At 65.4% G+C, this 14,908-nt stretch carries 17 protein-coding genes; 7 read left to right on the forward strand and 10 right to left on the reverse strand.

What is annotated here, in order from left to right; genetic code table 11:
* Positions 1-154 precede the first annotated feature (154 nt).
* Both LRX75_RS15785 and LRX75_RS15790 read left to right on the forward strand, forming a co-directional pair.
* On the forward strand, positions 155-2,149 hold the full coding sequence (locus LRX75_RS15785; RefSeq protein ID WP_231815706.1) for a peptidoglycan L,D-endopeptidase MepK: 1,995 nt from the start codon (positions 155-157) through the stop codon (positions 2,147-2,149).
* 186 nt (positions 2,150-2,335) lie between these two features.
* Positions 2,336-3,064: a helix-turn-helix transcriptional regulator gene (locus LRX75_RS15790; protein ID WP_231815707.1), complete on the forward strand. Its 729-nt coding sequence runs from the start codon at positions 2,336-2,338 to the stop codon at positions 3,062-3,064.
* Positions 3,065-3,173: 109 nt separating this feature from the next.
* Here the strand turns inward: LRX75_RS15790 and LRX75_RS15795 are convergent, their stop codons facing one another.
* From LRX75_RS15795 to LRX75_RS15805, 3 genes are all read right to left on the reverse strand, one after another.
* On the reverse strand, positions 3,174-3,440 hold the full coding sequence (locus LRX75_RS15795) for a DUF2312 domain-containing protein (protein WP_092989277.1): 267 nt from the start codon (positions 3,438-3,440) through the stop codon (positions 3,174-3,176).
* Between the two features lie 208 nt (positions 3,441-3,648).
* Positions 3,649-3,954, reverse strand: coding sequence for a DUF1244 domain-containing protein (locus LRX75_RS15800; protein WP_231815842.1), 306 nt, complete (start codon positions 3,952-3,954; stop codon positions 3,649-3,651).
* Between the two features lie 77 nt (positions 3,955-4,031).
* Positions 4,032-4,826: an N-formylglutamate amidohydrolase gene (locus LRX75_RS15805; protein ID WP_231815708.1), complete on the reverse strand. Its 795-nt coding sequence runs from the start codon at positions 4,824-4,826 to the stop codon at positions 4,032-4,034.
* 225 nt (positions 4,827-5,051) lie between these two features.
* Between LRX75_RS15805 and LRX75_RS15810 the strand changes: the two genes are divergently transcribed.
* Together LRX75_RS15810 and pyk are read left to right on the forward strand one after the other, a co-directional pair.
* Positions 5,052-5,495: a DUF1036 domain-containing protein gene (locus tag LRX75_RS15810; protein WP_420851217.1), complete on the forward strand. Its 444-nt coding sequence runs from the start codon at positions 5,052-5,054 to the stop codon at positions 5,493-5,495.
* Entirely contained in the window at positions 5,495-6,934 is a 1,440-nt protein-coding gene (pyk, locus tag LRX75_RS15815) for a pyruvate kinase (RefSeq protein ID WP_113150029.1), read from the forward strand. The genes LRX75_RS15810 and pyk overlap by 1 nt, the downstream gene beginning before the upstream one ends.
* Before the next feature lie 64 nt (positions 6,935-6,998).
* Here pyk and LRX75_RS15820 read toward each other — a convergent pair whose 3' ends face one another.
* From LRX75_RS15820 to LRX75_RS15845, 6 genes are all read right to left on the reverse strand, one after another.
* Positions 6,999-8,003 (reverse strand): alpha/beta hydrolase, encoded by a 1,005-nt coding sequence (locus tag LRX75_RS15820; RefSeq protein ID WP_231815709.1) that lies wholly within the window; start codon positions 8,001-8,003, stop codon positions 6,999-7,001.
* Between the two features lie 188 nt (positions 8,004-8,191).
* On the reverse strand, positions 8,192-8,773 hold the full coding sequence (locus LRX75_RS15825; protein ID WP_231815710.1) for a tetratricopeptide repeat protein: 582 nt from the start codon (positions 8,771-8,773) through the stop codon (positions 8,192-8,194).
* Positions 8,774-8,955: 182 nt separating this feature from the next.
* On the reverse strand, positions 8,956-9,081 hold the full coding sequence (ykgO, locus tag LRX75_RS15830) for a type B 50S ribosomal protein L36 (protein ID WP_034855034.1): 126 nt from the start codon (positions 9,079-9,081) through the stop codon (positions 8,956-8,958).
* A 204-nt stretch (positions 9,082-9,285) separates the two neighbouring features.
* Positions 9,286-10,335, reverse strand: a complete 1,050-nt coding sequence (locus tag LRX75_RS15835; protein WP_231815711.1) for a 5-(carboxyamino)imidazole ribonucleotide synthase — start codon at positions 10,333-10,335, stop codon at positions 9,286-9,288.
* A complete protein-coding gene (purE, locus tag LRX75_RS15840; RefSeq protein WP_231815843.1) occupies positions 10,332-10,796 on the reverse strand; it encodes a 5-(carboxyamino)imidazole ribonucleotide mutase in 465 nt (154 codons plus the stop codon). Before purE ends, LRX75_RS15835 begins: the two co-directional genes overlap by 4 nt.
* A 142-nt stretch (positions 10,797-10,938) precedes the next feature.
* A complete protein-coding gene (locus LRX75_RS15845) occupies positions 10,939-11,142 on the reverse strand; it encodes a YdcH family protein (RefSeq protein ID WP_062475794.1) in 204 nt (67 codons plus the stop codon).
* A gap of 298 nt (positions 11,143-11,440) precedes the next feature.
* On the opposite strand from LRX75_RS15845, the gene LRX75_RS15850 reads away from it, so the two are divergent.
* On the forward strand, positions 11,441-11,614 hold the full coding sequence (locus LRX75_RS15850; protein WP_113150026.1) for a YdcH family protein: 174 nt from the start codon (positions 11,441-11,443) through the stop codon (positions 11,612-11,614).
* 826 nt (positions 11,615-12,440) lie between these two features.
* Here LRX75_RS15850 and LRX75_RS15855 read toward each other — a convergent pair.
* On the reverse strand, positions 12,441-12,701 hold the full coding sequence (locus LRX75_RS15855) for an ArsR/SmtB family transcription factor (RefSeq protein ID WP_113150025.1): 261 nt from the start codon (positions 12,699-12,701) through the stop codon (positions 12,441-12,443).
* 243 nt (positions 12,702-12,944) lie between these two features.
* Between LRX75_RS15855 and LRX75_RS15860 the strand changes: the two genes are divergently transcribed.
* A complete protein-coding gene (locus LRX75_RS15860; protein ID WP_231815712.1) occupies positions 12,945-13,598 on the forward strand; it encodes a thiamine phosphate synthase in 654 nt (217 codons plus the stop codon).
* A gap of 11 nt (positions 13,599-13,609) precedes the next feature.
* Positions 13,610-14,839: a tetratricopeptide repeat protein gene (locus LRX75_RS15865; RefSeq protein WP_420851218.1), complete on the forward strand. Its 1,230-nt coding sequence runs from the start codon at positions 13,610-13,612 to the stop codon at positions 14,837-14,839.
* Positions 14,840-14,908: the final 69 nt, after the last annotated feature.

Consider the following 14,908-nt stretch of genomic DNA (forward strand, 5'->3'; position numbering starts at 1 on the left):
AAAACGTGCGGTGTCGTTTAGACCTTGTTAGTGATCCGTTCACTATATTATAAGGATAAGGGACGACTGTGGCATAAATGCCATGCTGTCACCGTATTTGACAGTCAACTGGACAGCCACAGGGAGCGGCGTGTCCGTCGACGGGGAAGAAGGTTTGCAGGATTTGTCGGGAATGATAACGCCTTTCGGCGCCAAAGTGCGCGACCTTTGCCGCCGTTGGGCCGGCCGCATGCCGCGTCTTCTCGGGTCGCTGGTCATTGCCGCATCCATGGTGACGCCCGGCATCGTGCCCGCCGTCGAGGCCGCCGGACAGACCCGGACGCTCAAGATCTATTTCATCCACACCCGCGAGAAGGCCGAAATCACCTTCAAGCGCAATGGCCGCTACGACCCCAAGGGTCTGCAGCAGGTCAACAACATGCTGCGCGACTGGCGCCGCAACGAGCCGACGAAGATGGACCCGCGTCTTCTCGACCTGATCTGGGAAGTCTACCAGAAGAGCGGCTCGCGCGATTACATCCACGTCGTCTCCGCCTACCGCTCGCCGGCCACCAACGGCATGCTGCGCTCGCGCACCAAGGGTGTCGCCAAGAAGAGCCAGCACATGCTCGGCAAGGCGATGGACTTCTACCTGCCCGACGTGAAGCTGAAGACGCTGCGCGAAATCGGCATGAAATTCCAGGTCGGCGGCGTCGGCTATTATCCCACATCCGGTTCGCCCTTCGTCCATATGGACGTCGGCGGCGTGCGGGCCTGGCCGCGCATGAGCCGCGGCGAACTCGTTCGCCTGTTCCCGGACGGCAAGACCATGCACCTTCCCTCCGACGGCTCGCCGCTTCCCGGCTATGAGCAGGCGGTGGCGGACTACAAGCGTCGCGTCGGTTCCAGCGCCATCGAAGTGGCCGGCGGCGGGGCCAGAGGCGCCGGCGACCGCGACACCAAGCGCGGCGGCAAGAACCTCTTCGCCATGCTGTTTGGCGGCGGTGACGAGGACGAGGATGCAACGGCGATTGCCAGCGGCGCCCCCGGCGGTTCCGAGAGCGACGATTCGGAAGCACCGGCCCAGGCACCCGCCCGCACCACCAAGCCCGCGACCGCCCCGGTCCAGCAGCCGGTTCTTGCCGGCGTAGAGGGAGCCGACGAAGGTCCCGTGGTCGCCGAACAGACCGTCAAGGCGCCGGTTCCGCTCGTTCGTCCCGCCTTCCAGGAAGCCGACACGGCCGTTCAGACGGCGCTCGTGGCGCCGACCAGGAATGCCGCGCAGGATGCCCTTGCCGCAGCGCTTCCCGATCCCGCGGCTGGCCCGGCGACGACGGGCGAGCAGTTTGCCGATCTGCGGAGCTACAAGGTTCCCGTTCCGATGGCGCGCCAAACGGATCCGCAGGGAAGCGAGGCATTGCTCGCCAGTGCCGATCCGAATGCGATGACCGAGGATTCCGAGGCTCTCGGCTTCGTGCCCGTGCCCGCCCTTCGTCCGGCCGGCGAGGCCGCCCTGATGGCCGTGGCCCAGGCCGATGTCGCCGGCGCGACCGCCGGGATGGCGGCCGAGCCGCTGCCCACCCCGACGACGACGGCCCCGGCCGTGATCGCGACCGCGCAGGCCCCCGTCGAGACGGCGGCGGAAGCCGGCGCCAAGGTTGCGCTCGCGGCTCCGACCGTCGCCACCCCCGCATCAAGGCCCGGCGCCGTGGCCACGGCACAGACGCCGCCGGCCGTGCCCGCCCATGATCCGACCCGCATCGCCGCGGCTCCGGTTCGCCCGGCCACGCCCCCGGTCGAGCTTGCGTCCTATGCTCCCGCGCCGTCGGCGGCGCCGCGCGACCCGTTCGGCAGCGCCTTCGATGTGCCGGCCGAGGTTCCGGTCAAGGCCGCCCGTCCGAAGAAGGTCCAGGCCGATGCCGCGCACCGCTCGTCCGTGCGCACCGAGCCGAAGCTGACGCAGAAGATCATTGCGGAATGGGCGCTGTCCACCAGCCGCATGGCGACGCTGTCCAAGCCGGTCAAGGCGCCGCGCTTCGTGTCCAGTTCGTTGCGCGCCTCGCCGACGACGGTCTACTCCGCCGGGTTCACCAACCGTCCGGCCGTGGCCGATACGGCGAAGTTCAGCGGCACGGCGGTAAACTTCATGGAAGTCCAGCGTTTCAACTGATAGTGGCGGCGTCTGCGGTGAAACCGCCGCCTTTCCCGCGCCCTGATACGAAAATGCCCCGGAAAGCCGGGGCATTTCTGTCTCGATACGGTAAATCCCCTAAAAATAGATCTTTTGGTTGTAAACTTGGGCGAAATTTGACACCGTCTGCCTGACGTACCGTCAGTCTGCATTCGGAGTCCGGTCATGGCCAGCAAGGCGTTCTCGTCGCTCTCCCCATCGCATATCGAGTGGCGCGATCTGACCGCCGTCCCCCAGCATCGTTTTTTCGCGTCGGATCCTGTCGTCGATCGCCTGAGGCGCGCTGTGCCCTTCGACCACATCGCCGTCAGCGGGCTCGATCTCGAAGGCTATAATTTCGGACGCGGCGTCTCCGTGGATACCGACCTGCCGCCGGCCTATGTCGAGACCTATGCGCGCGAACGGCTCTACGAGATCGATCCCTTCGTCCAGGCTGCGCTGTCCGGCAAGCTCGTCATCGAGTCCGAGGTTTTCGCGCAGACGCCGAGGCCGGCGCTGCTCGAGCGCGTGACATCGACGTTCAACGTACACAATCGGACGCTCGTGCCGGTCATGCGAACCTCCGTGGTCTACGGCGCCGTCACCTTCATGCGGGAGACGCCCTTCGACAGTGAGGAGCTTGCGTTTCTCACGCTGATCGCGCCCTCCCTGCACACGGCGGTCACACGGCCGCTGATGGAGCGCTTCGCCGTTTCGCACCTGCGGCTGTCGCGCGGCGAGGTCGCCTGTCTGATGCAGGCGAGCCATGGCCTGACCAGCGAGGGCATCGCCCGGGCGACGGGCTACCAGAACGATACGGTCAACAGCTATATCAAATCGGCGATCAAGAAGCTGGGCGCCGCAAACCGCACCCACGCCATCGCCGATGCCATCCGGCGCAATCTCATCCACTGAAACCCGGCCCGCCGTCGGCGCCGGTCGCAGCGCTGGACGTGAAACGCAAAACGCCGCCCGTCGGTCCCGACGGGCGGCGTTCGTCACGCCTTCTGATGACCGCGGCAGGCTATTCCATGCCGAGAGCGGCCATATAGGTCTGGAGGATGGTTTCCTCCTCGATGCGCTCGTTGGCATCCTTCTTGCGCAGCCGGATGATCGTGCGGATCGCCTTGGTGTCGTAGCCGCGGCCCTTGGCCTCGCCCATGACGTCCTTGATGTCGTCGGCAATCGCAGCCTTTTCTTCTTCCAGGCGCTCGATACGCTCGATGAACTGGCGAAGCTCGGCAGCGGCGACGTTCTCCACGCCCGTTTCCGGGATTGTTCTCTCGTCCATTCCTGTTGTCCTTTTCGTTCAGGCTGTTTGATTGACCATACGCCTCGCCGTCGGGCCGGGGAGGGCGAAGACGGGATGCGGGAATTTCGGGAGCTTTCCGGCCTTGTGGGCCTCATGCCCGGCTGGGCCGTCACCTGCCGTGAAGCGGCGTCGAGGTCAAGTCACTTTGCGCAAAGATTGCCGTGCGCCGTGGCCGCCGGTGCGGGGCTCACGCTTTCGGGCGGTTGATCTCGAAGGCCGCCTGCTGGTCGGCGCTTGCCGTGCGCTGGTGCTTCTCGCGCCATTCGTCATAGGGCATGCCGTAGACGATCTCGCGCGATTGTTCCTTGGTCAGGGGCTGCCCGCTCGCCTCCGCCGCATCGCGATACCAGTTGGAGAGGCAGTTCCGGCAGAAGCCGGCAAGGTTCATGAGATCGATGTTCTGCACGTCGCCGCGCGTGTCGAGATGGGCCAGCAGGCGGCGGAAGGCGGCGGCTTCGAAGGCGGTTCGCTGCTCCGGCGTCAGGTCGGGCATCGGGCTGGGGTTCGTGTCGGCCATGGGTCGTGTCCTCTTGGTCATGGGAGCGGGCAGGGCGCGCCGATCCTGATGCGTTACGCGGCATAGGGGCCCGTGCGGGACGGGTGCATCTCCGTGCGATGCAGGTCGGCGCGGGCGTTCAGCTCTTCGAAGATCGGCGCCAGACGATCGATCCAGTCGGCGACCCCCTCCGGCGTGCCGATCTGGTCCTGGCGCACCTCGATCAGCGCATGCGGCATGCCGGTTTCCATGCAGTGGCGGTAGAGCGTGTCGCCGCGCAGGGCGCCGTCATAGGGCTCGTTGTCGCCGACGACGACGTCGCCCGGTTCGCGCAGCGCCGCGAGAAGCGGCAGCACGGCGCGCGCGTCGCTGTCCCAGAGCACGGTGACGTGCCAGGGGCGGGGCGCGCCTTTCCAGGCCGGGGTGAAGGAGTGGAGCGACAGGACGAGCGGCGTGCGCCTGCCCGCTCGCGCAACCTCCGCGAGGGTCTCGGCCACGGCCCGGTGATAGGGGCGATGAAACTGCTCGAGACGCGCCTCTGCTTCGTCCGGCGATAAGGGATGATTGCCGGAGATGATCGCGCCGTCGGAAATCTTCATGATCAGGGTCGGATCGTCCTCGCCACGGTTCGGGTCGATCAGCAGTCGCGAATAGCGGCTCATCACGGCCGGCACATTCAGACGCGCGGCCAATCCGCGGATCAGCGGCTCCACGCCGATGTCGTAGGCGATGTGCCGGGCAAAGGCGCTTTCGGGCAGGCCGAGCGTGCCGTAGCGGGGCGGCAGCCGGTTGGTCGCGTGGTCGCCGAGCAGCACGAGCCCGCTGCGCATGTCGCCTCTGATGATCTCGAACGGCGCCTCGTCGGCCATGGGGTTCAACCTCTTTGCATGCCTTTACAATTTTGATGACATGCCGAAAAGGCGATCGCAAGGCAGGCGCATCGGCACTGCTCCGTGCCTGCCTGGAAAAAGCCGGAAATGAGGGCTTACACGTCCGTTGACTTTCGCCCCGCACCGTCGCAAGAAAGTGCCTCGACAAAATGCAATGGAGCACCATTGGAAACCGTGTCTCGACATCTTCTCTCCTCGTCGAACATGCGTCGCTTGTCTCTCGGTGGATTGACTGTCTTCGCGCTCGCGCTCGCCTCGCCCCTCGTGGCAACGGAGGCCCGCGCCGAATTTCGCGTCTGCAATGGTACGCAGAACCTTGTCGGGGTCGCCATCGGCTACCGTGCCAAGGAAGGCTGGATCACCGAGGGTTGGTGGCAGGTACCTGCCACCACCTGCGCGACGCTGATCGAGGGCGAACTGCAGTCCCGCTACTATTATCTCTACGCCGAGGATGCGGCGCGTGGTGGCCGGTGGACAGGCAACGTCAACATGTGCGTCGCTGAAAACGAGTTCAAGATCACCGGCGTTCAGGACTGTTTCGCGCGCGGTTTCCAGCGCATGGGCTTCAAGGAATATGACACGGGCCGCCAAGGCAGCTGGATGGTTCAGCTTTCCGATACGCCCGGGACTCAAGAAGGCCAGAATTGATGAGACGGAATAGAAAAGCCAAGATCCTCGCGACGCTGGGACCGGCGTCGAACGAAGAGGCGATGATCCAGAAGCTGCACGAGGCGGGTGCGGATCTCTTCCGCATCAATATGAGCCATGCCAGCCACGACATGATGCGCACGCTCATCGCGCGCATCCGCTCCGTCGAGGCCCGTTGCGGCCGCCCCATCGGCATTCTCGCCGATCTTCAGGGCCCGAAGCTGCGCGTCGGCAAGTTCATCGACGGCAAGGTCGATCTCGTTCCCGGCCAGACCTTCACGCTCGACGACAACGAGGCCCTCGGCGACAAGACGCGTGTCTTCCTGCCGCATCCCGAAATTCTCGAAGCGGTCAAGGCCGGCGACCGTTTGCTGATCGATGACGGCAAGCTGCACCTGAAGGCCGAAAGCGCCGACGGCAAGAGCATCGTCTGTACCGTCGTGTCCGGCACGAAGATTTCCGACCGCAAGGGCGTGAGCCTGCCCGATACGCTGCTCGGCGTCGGCGTGCTGACCGACAAGGACCGCGCCGATCTCGACGCCGTGCTCGCCACCAACGAGGTCGATTGGGTGGCGCTCTCCTTCGTCCAGCGTCCCGAGGATCTGGTGGAGGTCCGCAAGATCTCCGGCGGTCGCGTCGGCCTGATGTCGAAGATCGAGAAGCCGCAGGCGATCGAGCGGATCGACGAGATCATCGAGCTTTCGGATGCGCTGATGGTCGCCCGCGGCGATCTCGGCGTGGAAATGCCGCTCGAGGCCGTGCCCGGCCTGCAGAAGCAGCTCATCCGCGCCTGCCGCCGCGCCGGCAAGCCGGTCGTCGTCGCCACGCAGATGCTGGAATCGATGATCTCGGCACCGGTTCCGACCCGCGCCGAAGTGTCCGACGTCGCCACCGCCGTGTTCGAAGGTGCCGATGCCGTCATGCTGTCGGCCGAGTCCGCCTCCGGCGATTACCCGGTCGAGGCCGTCGCGACCATGTCGTCGATCGCCAGCAAGGTCGAAACCGACCCGCATTATTCCGGCATCATCTACGCCCAGCGCACGCCGCCGGAAGCCACCGGTGCGGACGCCATCTCGCTTGCCGCCCACCAGATCGCCGAAACGCTGAAGCTGTCGGCCATCGTCTGCTACACGTCGTCGGGCAATACCGGCCTGCGCACGGCGCGCGAGCGCCCGCAGGTGCCGATCCTTGCTCTCTCGCCCGTCATCCAGACGGCGCGCCGGCTCTCGGTCGTCTGGGGCATGCACTGCGTCGTCACCAGCGATGCGACCGACCTTGACGATATGGTCAACCGCGCCTGCCGCATCGTCGCCTCTGAAGGGCTTGCCGATCCGGGCGATCGCATCATCATCTCGGCCGGCGTCCCGCTCGGCACGCCCGGCGCCACCAATATGCTGCGCATCGCCTATATCAGCGAAGACGGCGCCGGCGGCGTCTAGGCGAAACGCATCTGCCAAACAACGAAACGCCGCGTTCCCTCACGGGGGCGCGGCGTTTTTGCGTTCAGTCCTCGCTGTCGCCAGCGATGCGTTTCTCCGCCGTGCGGGCGATCCCGTCGAGATCGGGCGTCTGGCCGGCAACGGTCTCGATCGCCGCAATGGCGACGTCGGTGACGATGTAATCGGGCTTGTGGCCGAGATTGTGGATGGTGACGAGGCGTGAGCCTGCAATCGCCTCGTGCAGCTGGCGCGAATGGATGTCCGGCAGGACGACATTGTCCCGGTCGCCGGTGATGATGACGGTGGGCGCCGTGATCTCGACATAGCGCGGCGCGACCTTCGTCACATAGGCAAGCAGGTTGGCGATATCGATCGCATTGTTGCGGAAGGTCGCCGGGCGAAGCGCCAGATAGGTCTTGCTTACGGCAATGTAGTCGTCCGGCCGATGGTTGGGCGCAAAGACGCTGCGGGTCGCCTTGTCCACGAGCAGGCGGCCGACGGTGGGTGCGACGAGGGTCGCGAAGAGATCGCCGAGCAGGGGCGTCTTGGCGACGTCGTAGTACCAGTCGACGCCGCCCGGCCAGGGATGCGTGGCGGGAGAGAGAAAGACGAGGCCTTCGACCATGTCCCTGTGGTTGAGTGCGAAGGTGGCGGCAATCGCGCCGCCGAAGGAATGGGCGACGATGATCGCTTTCCGGATCCCCTGCTTCTGCATCAAGGCGGCGACCGCATCGGCCTGTCCGTCCGGATAGGCGTTGCGCGGCCCGCCGCGCTCGGAATAGCCGAAGCCCGGACGATCGAGAAACAGCATCTCGGCCCGGCCTTCCAGCTTGGCGCGAAAGGCCGACATCGGATCGTTGAGGTTGGCGCTGGCGCCGTGGATGAAGACGATGGGCGGGAGGTCCGCCCCGGGCGGGCGGGGCACGTGAACGCTGTTCATAAGGGTGCCGCCGATATCGGTCAGCTCGCCGTCATGGCCGCTGGCCCGCTCGAAGGCGGATGCCTGATAGGTTCCGGCGCCGATCCCCACGGCCATCAGGATGAGAAAGGCGGCGAGCGTCGAAAGCATGATGGTCCTGAAACGCGGGAAGGGAGGCATGGGTTCGTCGTCGTCACACCGTTTGCGATCCCGGCGCCGGCGGCCGCACCGCTGGCAGGGCTCTCGGTCCGGTCTCGGATTGTCGATGTCATACGGAGAGACCCGCCGAACGGTTCACCGGCGGGAGATTGCAGGGGCGGCTTTCGTGGGCCAGGCTGTCAGGTGCGGTTGCCGGCCAGCTTCTCTTCCAGCTCGCCCACCTGTTCCTGCGCCTTGCGCTCGGCGGGATAGACGGCGAGAAACTGTTCCCAGGCGCGCAGCGCCAGCTCGTCCTTGCCGGATGCGGTCAGGATCGCCGCCATTCCCGCAAGCGCACCGAAGTGACGCGGCTCCAGCGCGAGCACGCGGTTGATGTCGGACATGGATTTCCGGTAGTTGCTCATCTGGTAGTGCAGCGTCGCGCGCTGGTTCCAGCCTTCGACATAGTCAGGCGCCAGCGCGATGACCTGATCGTAGAGGTCGAGCGCGCTCGGTTGCTTGCTGTCGGCCACGGCCTTGGCTGCCCACTGCATCAGCAGGTTCACGGTCGCGCTTCCCGAATCCTGCCATTCCAGACGGATCTGCTCGGCGATGCCGCGCGCCTTCTCGGCGTCCCGCTCGCGCTTCAGCGCCGCAAACAGGGTGTCGAGCCTCTCGGCCCGCGTCGCAAGCTTCTCCGGCTCGGCCGGCTTTGCGGCAGGCGTTTCCGCCGTCGGCGCCGGCGCGGTGTCCGCCGCCCGCACAGGGGCGAGGGACGACATGACCAGGCATGCCGCAACCAGAGGCGCAAGGCGAGATGTCGCGGGAATCAGGAGACGGGACATGAAAAAGGCCATGGTGAGAAGGTATCCCGCCATGGCCTCAGATCAAATCAATTTTATGACATGCCTCTCGACCGGAGATCGAGACGACGGTCACAGCAGTCCCGTTTCGGCAGATTGCCTCAGCCCTGACGGGCCTTGAAACGCGGGTTCAGCTTGTTGATGATGTAGACGCGGCCCTTGCGGCGAACCAGACGGTTTTCGCGATGACGGGCCTTCAGCGACTTAAGCGAATTTTTGATCTTCATCTTTCTGATCCGCAGGTTGCGGCGAATGCACATTCGCACAGGGTCTAAACAATCAAAAAGCGCGCCTGCGAGCCTGTCAGGGCTGAGCGCGCTCTTTACGGTGGCTGGCAAATACCCCGAGCCCGGGCCGCTGTCAACCATAAGGGCGGTGATTTTGGCCGGAAAGCCCGGTTTTCGGCAGGCTGGCGACATCCGGCGAAAGCCTCAGGTCAGCACCGTCACATGACCCATCTTGCGACCCGGCCGGGCCTCCTCCTTGCCGTAGAGATGAACGAGCGTGCGGGCTTCCTGCAGCCAGCGCGGCAGGTGGTGGATGTCGTCGCCGATGAGGTTCTGCATCACCGCGTCCGAATGGCGGGCGGTATCCCCGAGCGGCAGGCCGCAAACGGCGCGGATATGCTGCTCGAACTGCGAGACCACGCAGGCGGCTTCCGTCCAGTGGCCGGAATTGTGCACGCGGGGCGCGATCTCGTTGACGACGAGCCCGCCATCCGGCCGCACGAAGAACTCGACGCCGATGACGCCGACGTAATCCAGCGTTTCAAGGATAGCCTTCGCGGCAGCGGTCGCGGCCTGCATCGCCGCGGCATCGATCGTGGCGGGAACGGTGGAGGTGTGCAGAATGCCGTTGCGGTGAACGTTCTCCGCCGGATCGAAGGCCGCGAACGTGCCGTCGGTGCCACGCGCGGCGATGATGGAGATTTCCCGGTCGAAGGCGATGAAGCTTTCCAGAATCAGCGGCACCGCGCCCAGGCGCGTATAGACGCCGGCTGCATCCTCGCCGTCATCGCGGAAGACATGCTGGCCCTTGCCGTCATAGCCGAGACGACGGGTCTTCAGCACGCCCTTGCCGCCGAAATCCGCGAGCGCTGCGGCCAGCTCCGCGGCGCTGTCCACCGCGTGGAACCGGGCGGTCTCGAGGCCGCAGGCATTGAGGAACCGTTTTTCGGTCACGCGGTCCTGCGCGACCTCCAGCGCCTTCGGCGGCGGGTAGACCGGCAGAGTGCGCGCAAGGCGCGCAGCGGCGGCAACGGGCACGTTCTCGAATTCGTAGGTGACGATATCGCAGGCGTCCGCCAGGGCGTCGAGCGCGGCCTCGTCGTCATACGGTGCCGTGATCTGCCGGTTGGCGGCCTGCGCTGCCGGACAGTCCGCCTGCGGCTCGAGGATGACGGTGCGGACGTTGAGCCGTGCGGCGGCCATGGCCAGCATGCGGCCGAGCTGGCCGCCACCGATGATGCCGAGCGTCATCATGCCGGATCGACCGGATATTCGGCGACCGCGGCGCTCTGCTCGGCGCGGAAGATATCCAGCCGGTCGGCGAGATCCGGGTCGGACAGCGCAAGCACGGCGGCGGCGAGGAGCGCTGCGTTGATGGCGCCGGCCCGGCCGATGGCGAGCGTGCCCACGGGAATGCCGGCCGGCATCTGGACGATGGAGAGCAGGCTGTCCTGACCGGACATGGTTTTCGACTGCACCGGCACGCCGAAGACGGGCAGGGGGGTCATGGCGGCGGTCATGCCGGGAAGATGGGCGGCGCCGCCGGCCCCGGCGATAACGACCTTGAAGCCCTCCTCGCGGGCGGTGGTGGCGAAGGTCACCAGCCGGTCGGGTGTGCGGTGGGCGGAAATGATGCGCGCTTCATAGGGAACGTCGAGCGAATCGAGCGTGTCGGCGGCATTCTTCATGGTTTCCCAGTCGGACTGGCTTCCCATGATGATGGCGACGGGGGGCGGACCGGGGTTCGTCACGTCTGTCACTCCTTGAAGAGAGATTCGCGCCGGCCGTCACGCATGCCCGCGCTGGAAATAAGGGGTTCAGGCTCGTCGTGTGTCTCGGATCCGCATCACGCCCGGATCAGGCGATGATGTCGGGAATGATGACATCCTCGATCTTGGTGATCTTGTCCTTGATGGCCAGTTTTTTCTTTTTCATCCGCTGGATGCGCAGCGCGTCGCAGCCGGTCTGGATCATCGCATTGATGGCGACATCGTAATCCTCGTGCTCCTGCCGCAGACGCGCAACGCTCAGTCTGAGTTCGGCCTGGTCCTGATCGGGCATGAGGATTTCCCTGTCGGCATCCGGCGGCAGAACTGTCGTCGGGTAAGAAAATGGGTGCGTGGCCGCACGGTCTCACGCGGCCGCTTCGGATCATCGCGACACGGCGGGAACCTTCCGGCCCCGTGCGCGATTCATCCAAGGCGCGATCCTCTAGCATAGAACGATCGTTCACGGGAAGTTATCCGTTTCTGCGATTTCGCCTTCGACAAATCGGCAAACGCATGGCACACTTCCCCGGTTAGAACCTGAACATCCGGCGCCTGGCGACCGGATGCAAGCAAAAGGAAGGGACTGCCACATGAACATTGAGGCTCATCTTGCAACGCTTGAGAAAAAACACGGTGCTCTCGAAGAAGAACTGCATTCGGCTCTGACGAGACCGTCTGTGGAAGACGAGTATATTGCCACGATCAAGCGTCGGAAGCTGCGTTTGAAGGACGAGATCACGAAGATCCGTTCGACGACTCATTGATTACGTAAAGCATTCTCTCCAGGGAAATTCACGGGATAGCCGGACCCAGCCGATCATGACGGCGCAAGGTCCGCGCTTTTGAAGCAAGACGCCTCGCAGACCGGTCAACACCGTCTGCGAGGCGTCGGCTTTTCCGGCGCGCGAAAAACGGTGTGACCGGCGTCGGAGCGCCGATCCCGGCGATCGGCCGACCGGCGTTGTCCGCGGCCATCGTCTTTCAAGCTCGGACACATCGGTTGATTCTGCGGCCCTGCAGGAACGGGAGCGATCGGGAGGAAGGAATTCGGGCGGACTCCGCCCCGCGCAGCCCTTCGACCTGCCGCCGGCGGGGCGGGAATCGGACGACGGCGCGCGAGACTTCGTCCCAAAACAGCCGTTATCCAGCTGCACGGCATGACGATGGCGGGTGCAGGGTGAGCCGAGGCGTGAATTGTGACGGAATATCGCGCAGGCAGATGCGGTCGTCGTCGCCGCACAGCACAAGCGAACATTGCGGCAGACCGGCTGTCCCGAGACCTCAGAATGCGACGCCTGCGCGACGTCCACGAGGCCTCGAACAGCGCGTGTAGCCCGCGCCCGATGCCGGCAATCCCCCCGAAAATTGGGTTCGCCCTGCAACGCCGAGGTACGCGTGTCGCAGCCTCGTTCGACGCAAGTCGCGCAGACCGTGCACGATAGCGGGAACGGCTGAGGATTTTGCGGCAAGCGCCCCAAGGGGCGTTCCGGTGGCGGGTTCAGGCCTTGCCCTCGCTGCGGCGGCTATCTTCAGGCGCGAGCCGACACTTCGCGGTCGGCGTGCGGCCGATAGCCGTATGCGCAGGGACAACTAGGCCCAGAACTGGTCCAGCCAGAGATTGACGACGTCAAATCCCGGCTTGTTGATCTGGTAGATGCGCTTGGTCCCGTTCGGCGAGACGGAAACGAGGTTGGAATCGAGCAGAGCCTTGAGATGCTGCGAAACCGCCGGACGACTGATCGGTAAGCCTTCGGCGAGCTCGTTGACGGTCTTCGGCGCGCGCCGAAGCTCCTCGAGCAGGTAGCGGCGATTCGGGTCTGCGATGGCATTGAAGGGTGACAGATTTGACATATTAGAACGTTATTAGAAATGCACATTGTCATCAAGTAAATTGTGCGTTGCTGCAACCTATTTTTCGCAACTTGCTAATACTCGCGGTTCGCGAGCATGCTTTTTTGAATTTTCTCTCTCAGGTAGAGTTGCCCCTTCGGGAGGGTTGTCCTGGCATGGTTGATCCCCGACCCGCGAGCGGGTATCGCTGGCGCACAGACAACACGCAGACGCACGTCCCCCGTCGCCTGCCGGAGCACCTTCATGAGCCTGACCGACAATCGCTGCCGCCTCGTCCTCATCGTTCCCGATATCGCGGATGCCACGGAGCGCGCCCGCATCGTCGGCGATGCCCTGAAGGGGGGCGACGTCGCCTCCGTCATCGTGCCGCAATACGGGCTGGACGATCAGGCCTTCCAGAAACACGCCGAAGCGCTCGTCCCGATCATCCAGGAAGCCGGCGCCGCGGCGCTCGTCGCGGGCGATACCCGGGTTGCCGGGCGGGCCCGCGCCGACGGCCTGCATGTCGAGGGCAATCACGAGGCCATGAGCGAGGCGATGGAGAAATTCTCGCCGAAGCTCATCGTCGGCGGCGGCAATGCGGCCGACCGGCATCATGCGCTGGAGATCGGCGAGGCGAAGCCCGACTATATCTTTTTTGGCAAGCTGAACGGCGACATCAAGCCGGAGGCGCATGCGAAGAACGTGGCGCTCGGCGAATGGTGGTCGTCGATGATCGAGATTCCCTGCATCGTCATGGGCGGTGCAGACCCGGCCTCTGCCCTCGTGGTCGCCGAAAGCGGCGCCGAATTCGTCGCGCTGCACCGGGCCGTTTTCGAAGCGCCGGAGCGGGCTGCCGCCGTGATTGCAGAGGTCAATGCGTTGCTTGACGAAAAAGCGCCACGGTTTGGCGCTTAAGACCGGGCATGCTGGATCGTTTGCCCCGTCTCCGCCTTTTTTCCGCTGCCCTGTTCTCTGTGAGCGTGGCGGGCCTGCCTGCCGGCGCGCAGGATGCGCTTCCGGGCGTCGAGCCCGACACGGCCATCGTCGCCCCGGCCGAAACGCCGGCGGCGGCTGAGACGGACGCCGCGACCGGGCCGGAGACGGAAGCGACGGGCGACACCGGCGTGACCGCCAAGCGCGGCCGCATCACCCCCTTCAACGGCGCGGCCCTTCCGGAAAGCGAAATCCCGGCGCTGCGGCGTCCGGGCGGCGAGGCGAAGCCCGCCGACGGCAAGATCGCGCCCTCCGGCGGCGTCAACGTGCTGGAGCGCATGGGCGTCGCCCTTCCCGCACTTCCGGCTGAAAAACCCTTCGAGGGCAAGGCGGACGACGCCTACGGCGCGTTCCAGCGCGGCTATTACCTCACGGCCATGGAGCTTGCCCTGCCGCGCGCGCAGCTCGGCGATGCCTCGGCGCAGACGCTGGTGGCGGAAATTTTCGCCCAGGGGCTCGGCGTGCCGCGCAAGCCGAAGGATGCCGCCTTCTGGTACGGGCAGGCCGCGGCCTCCGGCGATCCCTCCGCCATGTTCAAATACGCGATCCTCCTGATGGAGGGGCGGGACGTACCGCGCGACAAGGCCCGCTCCGAGGAGCTGATGAAGAAGGCGGCCGACCGGGGCAATGCGTCCGCGCAGTTCAACTACGGCCAGCTGCTGGTCGCCGACCAGCCGGGGCAGGCCGGGCTGAAGGCGGCCTTGCCCTATTACGAGAAATCCGCCGTCCAGGGCATTGCCGATGCGCAATATGCGCTGTCGCAGATCTATCTGAATGTCGACGGCATTCCCGACGAGAAGCGCGCGCGCGCGCGGGAATGGCTGTTGCGCGCCGCTGCTGCCGGGGTGGATACGGCCCAGCTCGATGCCGGCATCTGGCTCGTGGACGGGGTCGGCGGCAGCCGCAACCTCGAACAGGGGTTCGGCTGGATGCTGCGCGCGGCGAATTCCGGCAATGTCGTCGCCCAGAACAAGCTGTCGCACCTCTATATCAATGCCATCGGCACGCGGCCCAATCCCGTGGAGGCGGCGAAGTGGTACGTGCTGTCGCGCCGCGCGGGCCTCAAGGACGACGATCTCGAGGACTTCTATCTCGGCATCGGCGAAGAGCAGCAGAAGGCAGCCCGCGAAGCGGCGAACCGCTTTCGGGCCGTTCGGGGCTGAGCCCCCCACGCCCTCGGGCCGCACCCCGCTGCGTCCAGGGACTTGAAATGCGCCGGGATCTGTGGTCTT

The organism is Rhizobium quercicola (genome assembly GCF_021168455.1).
Classification (GTDB): Bacteria; Pseudomonadota; Alphaproteobacteria; order Rhizobiales; family Rhizobiaceae; genus Ferranicluibacter; species Ferranicluibacter quercicola.

Coding starts and splice junctions, on each gene's coding strand:
- LRX75_RS15820 (WP_231815709.1), bottom strand. CDS start 8,003: ATGCTTTCGACGCTCGCCGCCTTTCTCATCCTGATGGCCGTGGGGATC.
- LRX75_RS15800 (WP_231815842.1), bottom strand. CDS start 3,954: ATGCCCGACCTGACGCCGGAGCAGCGAACCGCCTTCGAAGCCGCCGCC.
- LRX75_RS15850 (WP_113150026.1), top strand. CDS start 11,441: ATGAACATTGAGGCTCATCTTGCAACGCTTGAGAAAAAACACGGTGCT.
- LRX75_RS15805 (WP_231815708.1), bottom strand. CDS start 4,826: ATGGCCGACGAGGCGCCGTTCGAGATCATCAGAGGCGACATGCGCAGC.
- LRX75_RS15835 (WP_231815711.1), bottom strand. CDS start 10,335: ATGATGACGCTCGGCATCATCGGTGGCGGCCAGCTCGGCCGCATGCTG.
- LRX75_RS15790 (WP_231815707.1), top strand. CDS start 2,336: ATGGCCAGCAAGGCGTTCTCGTCGCTCTCCCCATCGCATATCGAGTGG.
- ykgO (WP_034855034.1), bottom strand. CDS start 9,081: ATGAAGATCAAAAATTCGCTTAAGTCGCTGAAGGCCCGTCATCGCGAA.
- LRX75_RS15845 (WP_062475794.1), bottom strand. CDS start 11,142: ATGCCCGATCAGGACCAGGCCGAACTCAGACTGAGCGTTGCGCGTCTG.
- LRX75_RS15825 (WP_231815710.1), bottom strand. CDS start 8,773: ATGTCGTCCCTCGCCCCTGTGCGGGCGGCGGACACCGCGCCGGCGCCG.
- LRX75_RS15855 (WP_113150025.1), bottom strand. CDS start 12,701: ATGTCAAATCTGTCACCCTTCAATGCCATCGCAGACCCGAATCGCCGC.
- LRX75_RS15795 (WP_092989277.1), bottom strand. CDS start 3,440: ATGGACGAGAGAACAATCCCGGAAACGGGCGTGGAGAACGTCGCCGCT.
- pyk (WP_113150029.1), top strand. CDS start 5,495: ATGAGACGGAATAGAAAAGCCAAGATCCTCGCGACGCTGGGACCGGCG.
- LRX75_RS15810 (WP_420851217.1), top strand. CDS start 5,052: ATGCGTCGCTTGTCTCTCGGTGGATTGACTGTCTTCGCGCTCGCGCTC.
- purE (WP_231815843.1), bottom strand. CDS start 10,796: ATGGGAAGCCAGTCCGACTGGGAAACCATGAAGAATGCCGCCGACACG.
- LRX75_RS15860 (WP_231815712.1), top strand. CDS start 12,945: ATGAGCCTGACCGACAATCGCTGCCGCCTCGTCCTCATCGTTCCCGAT.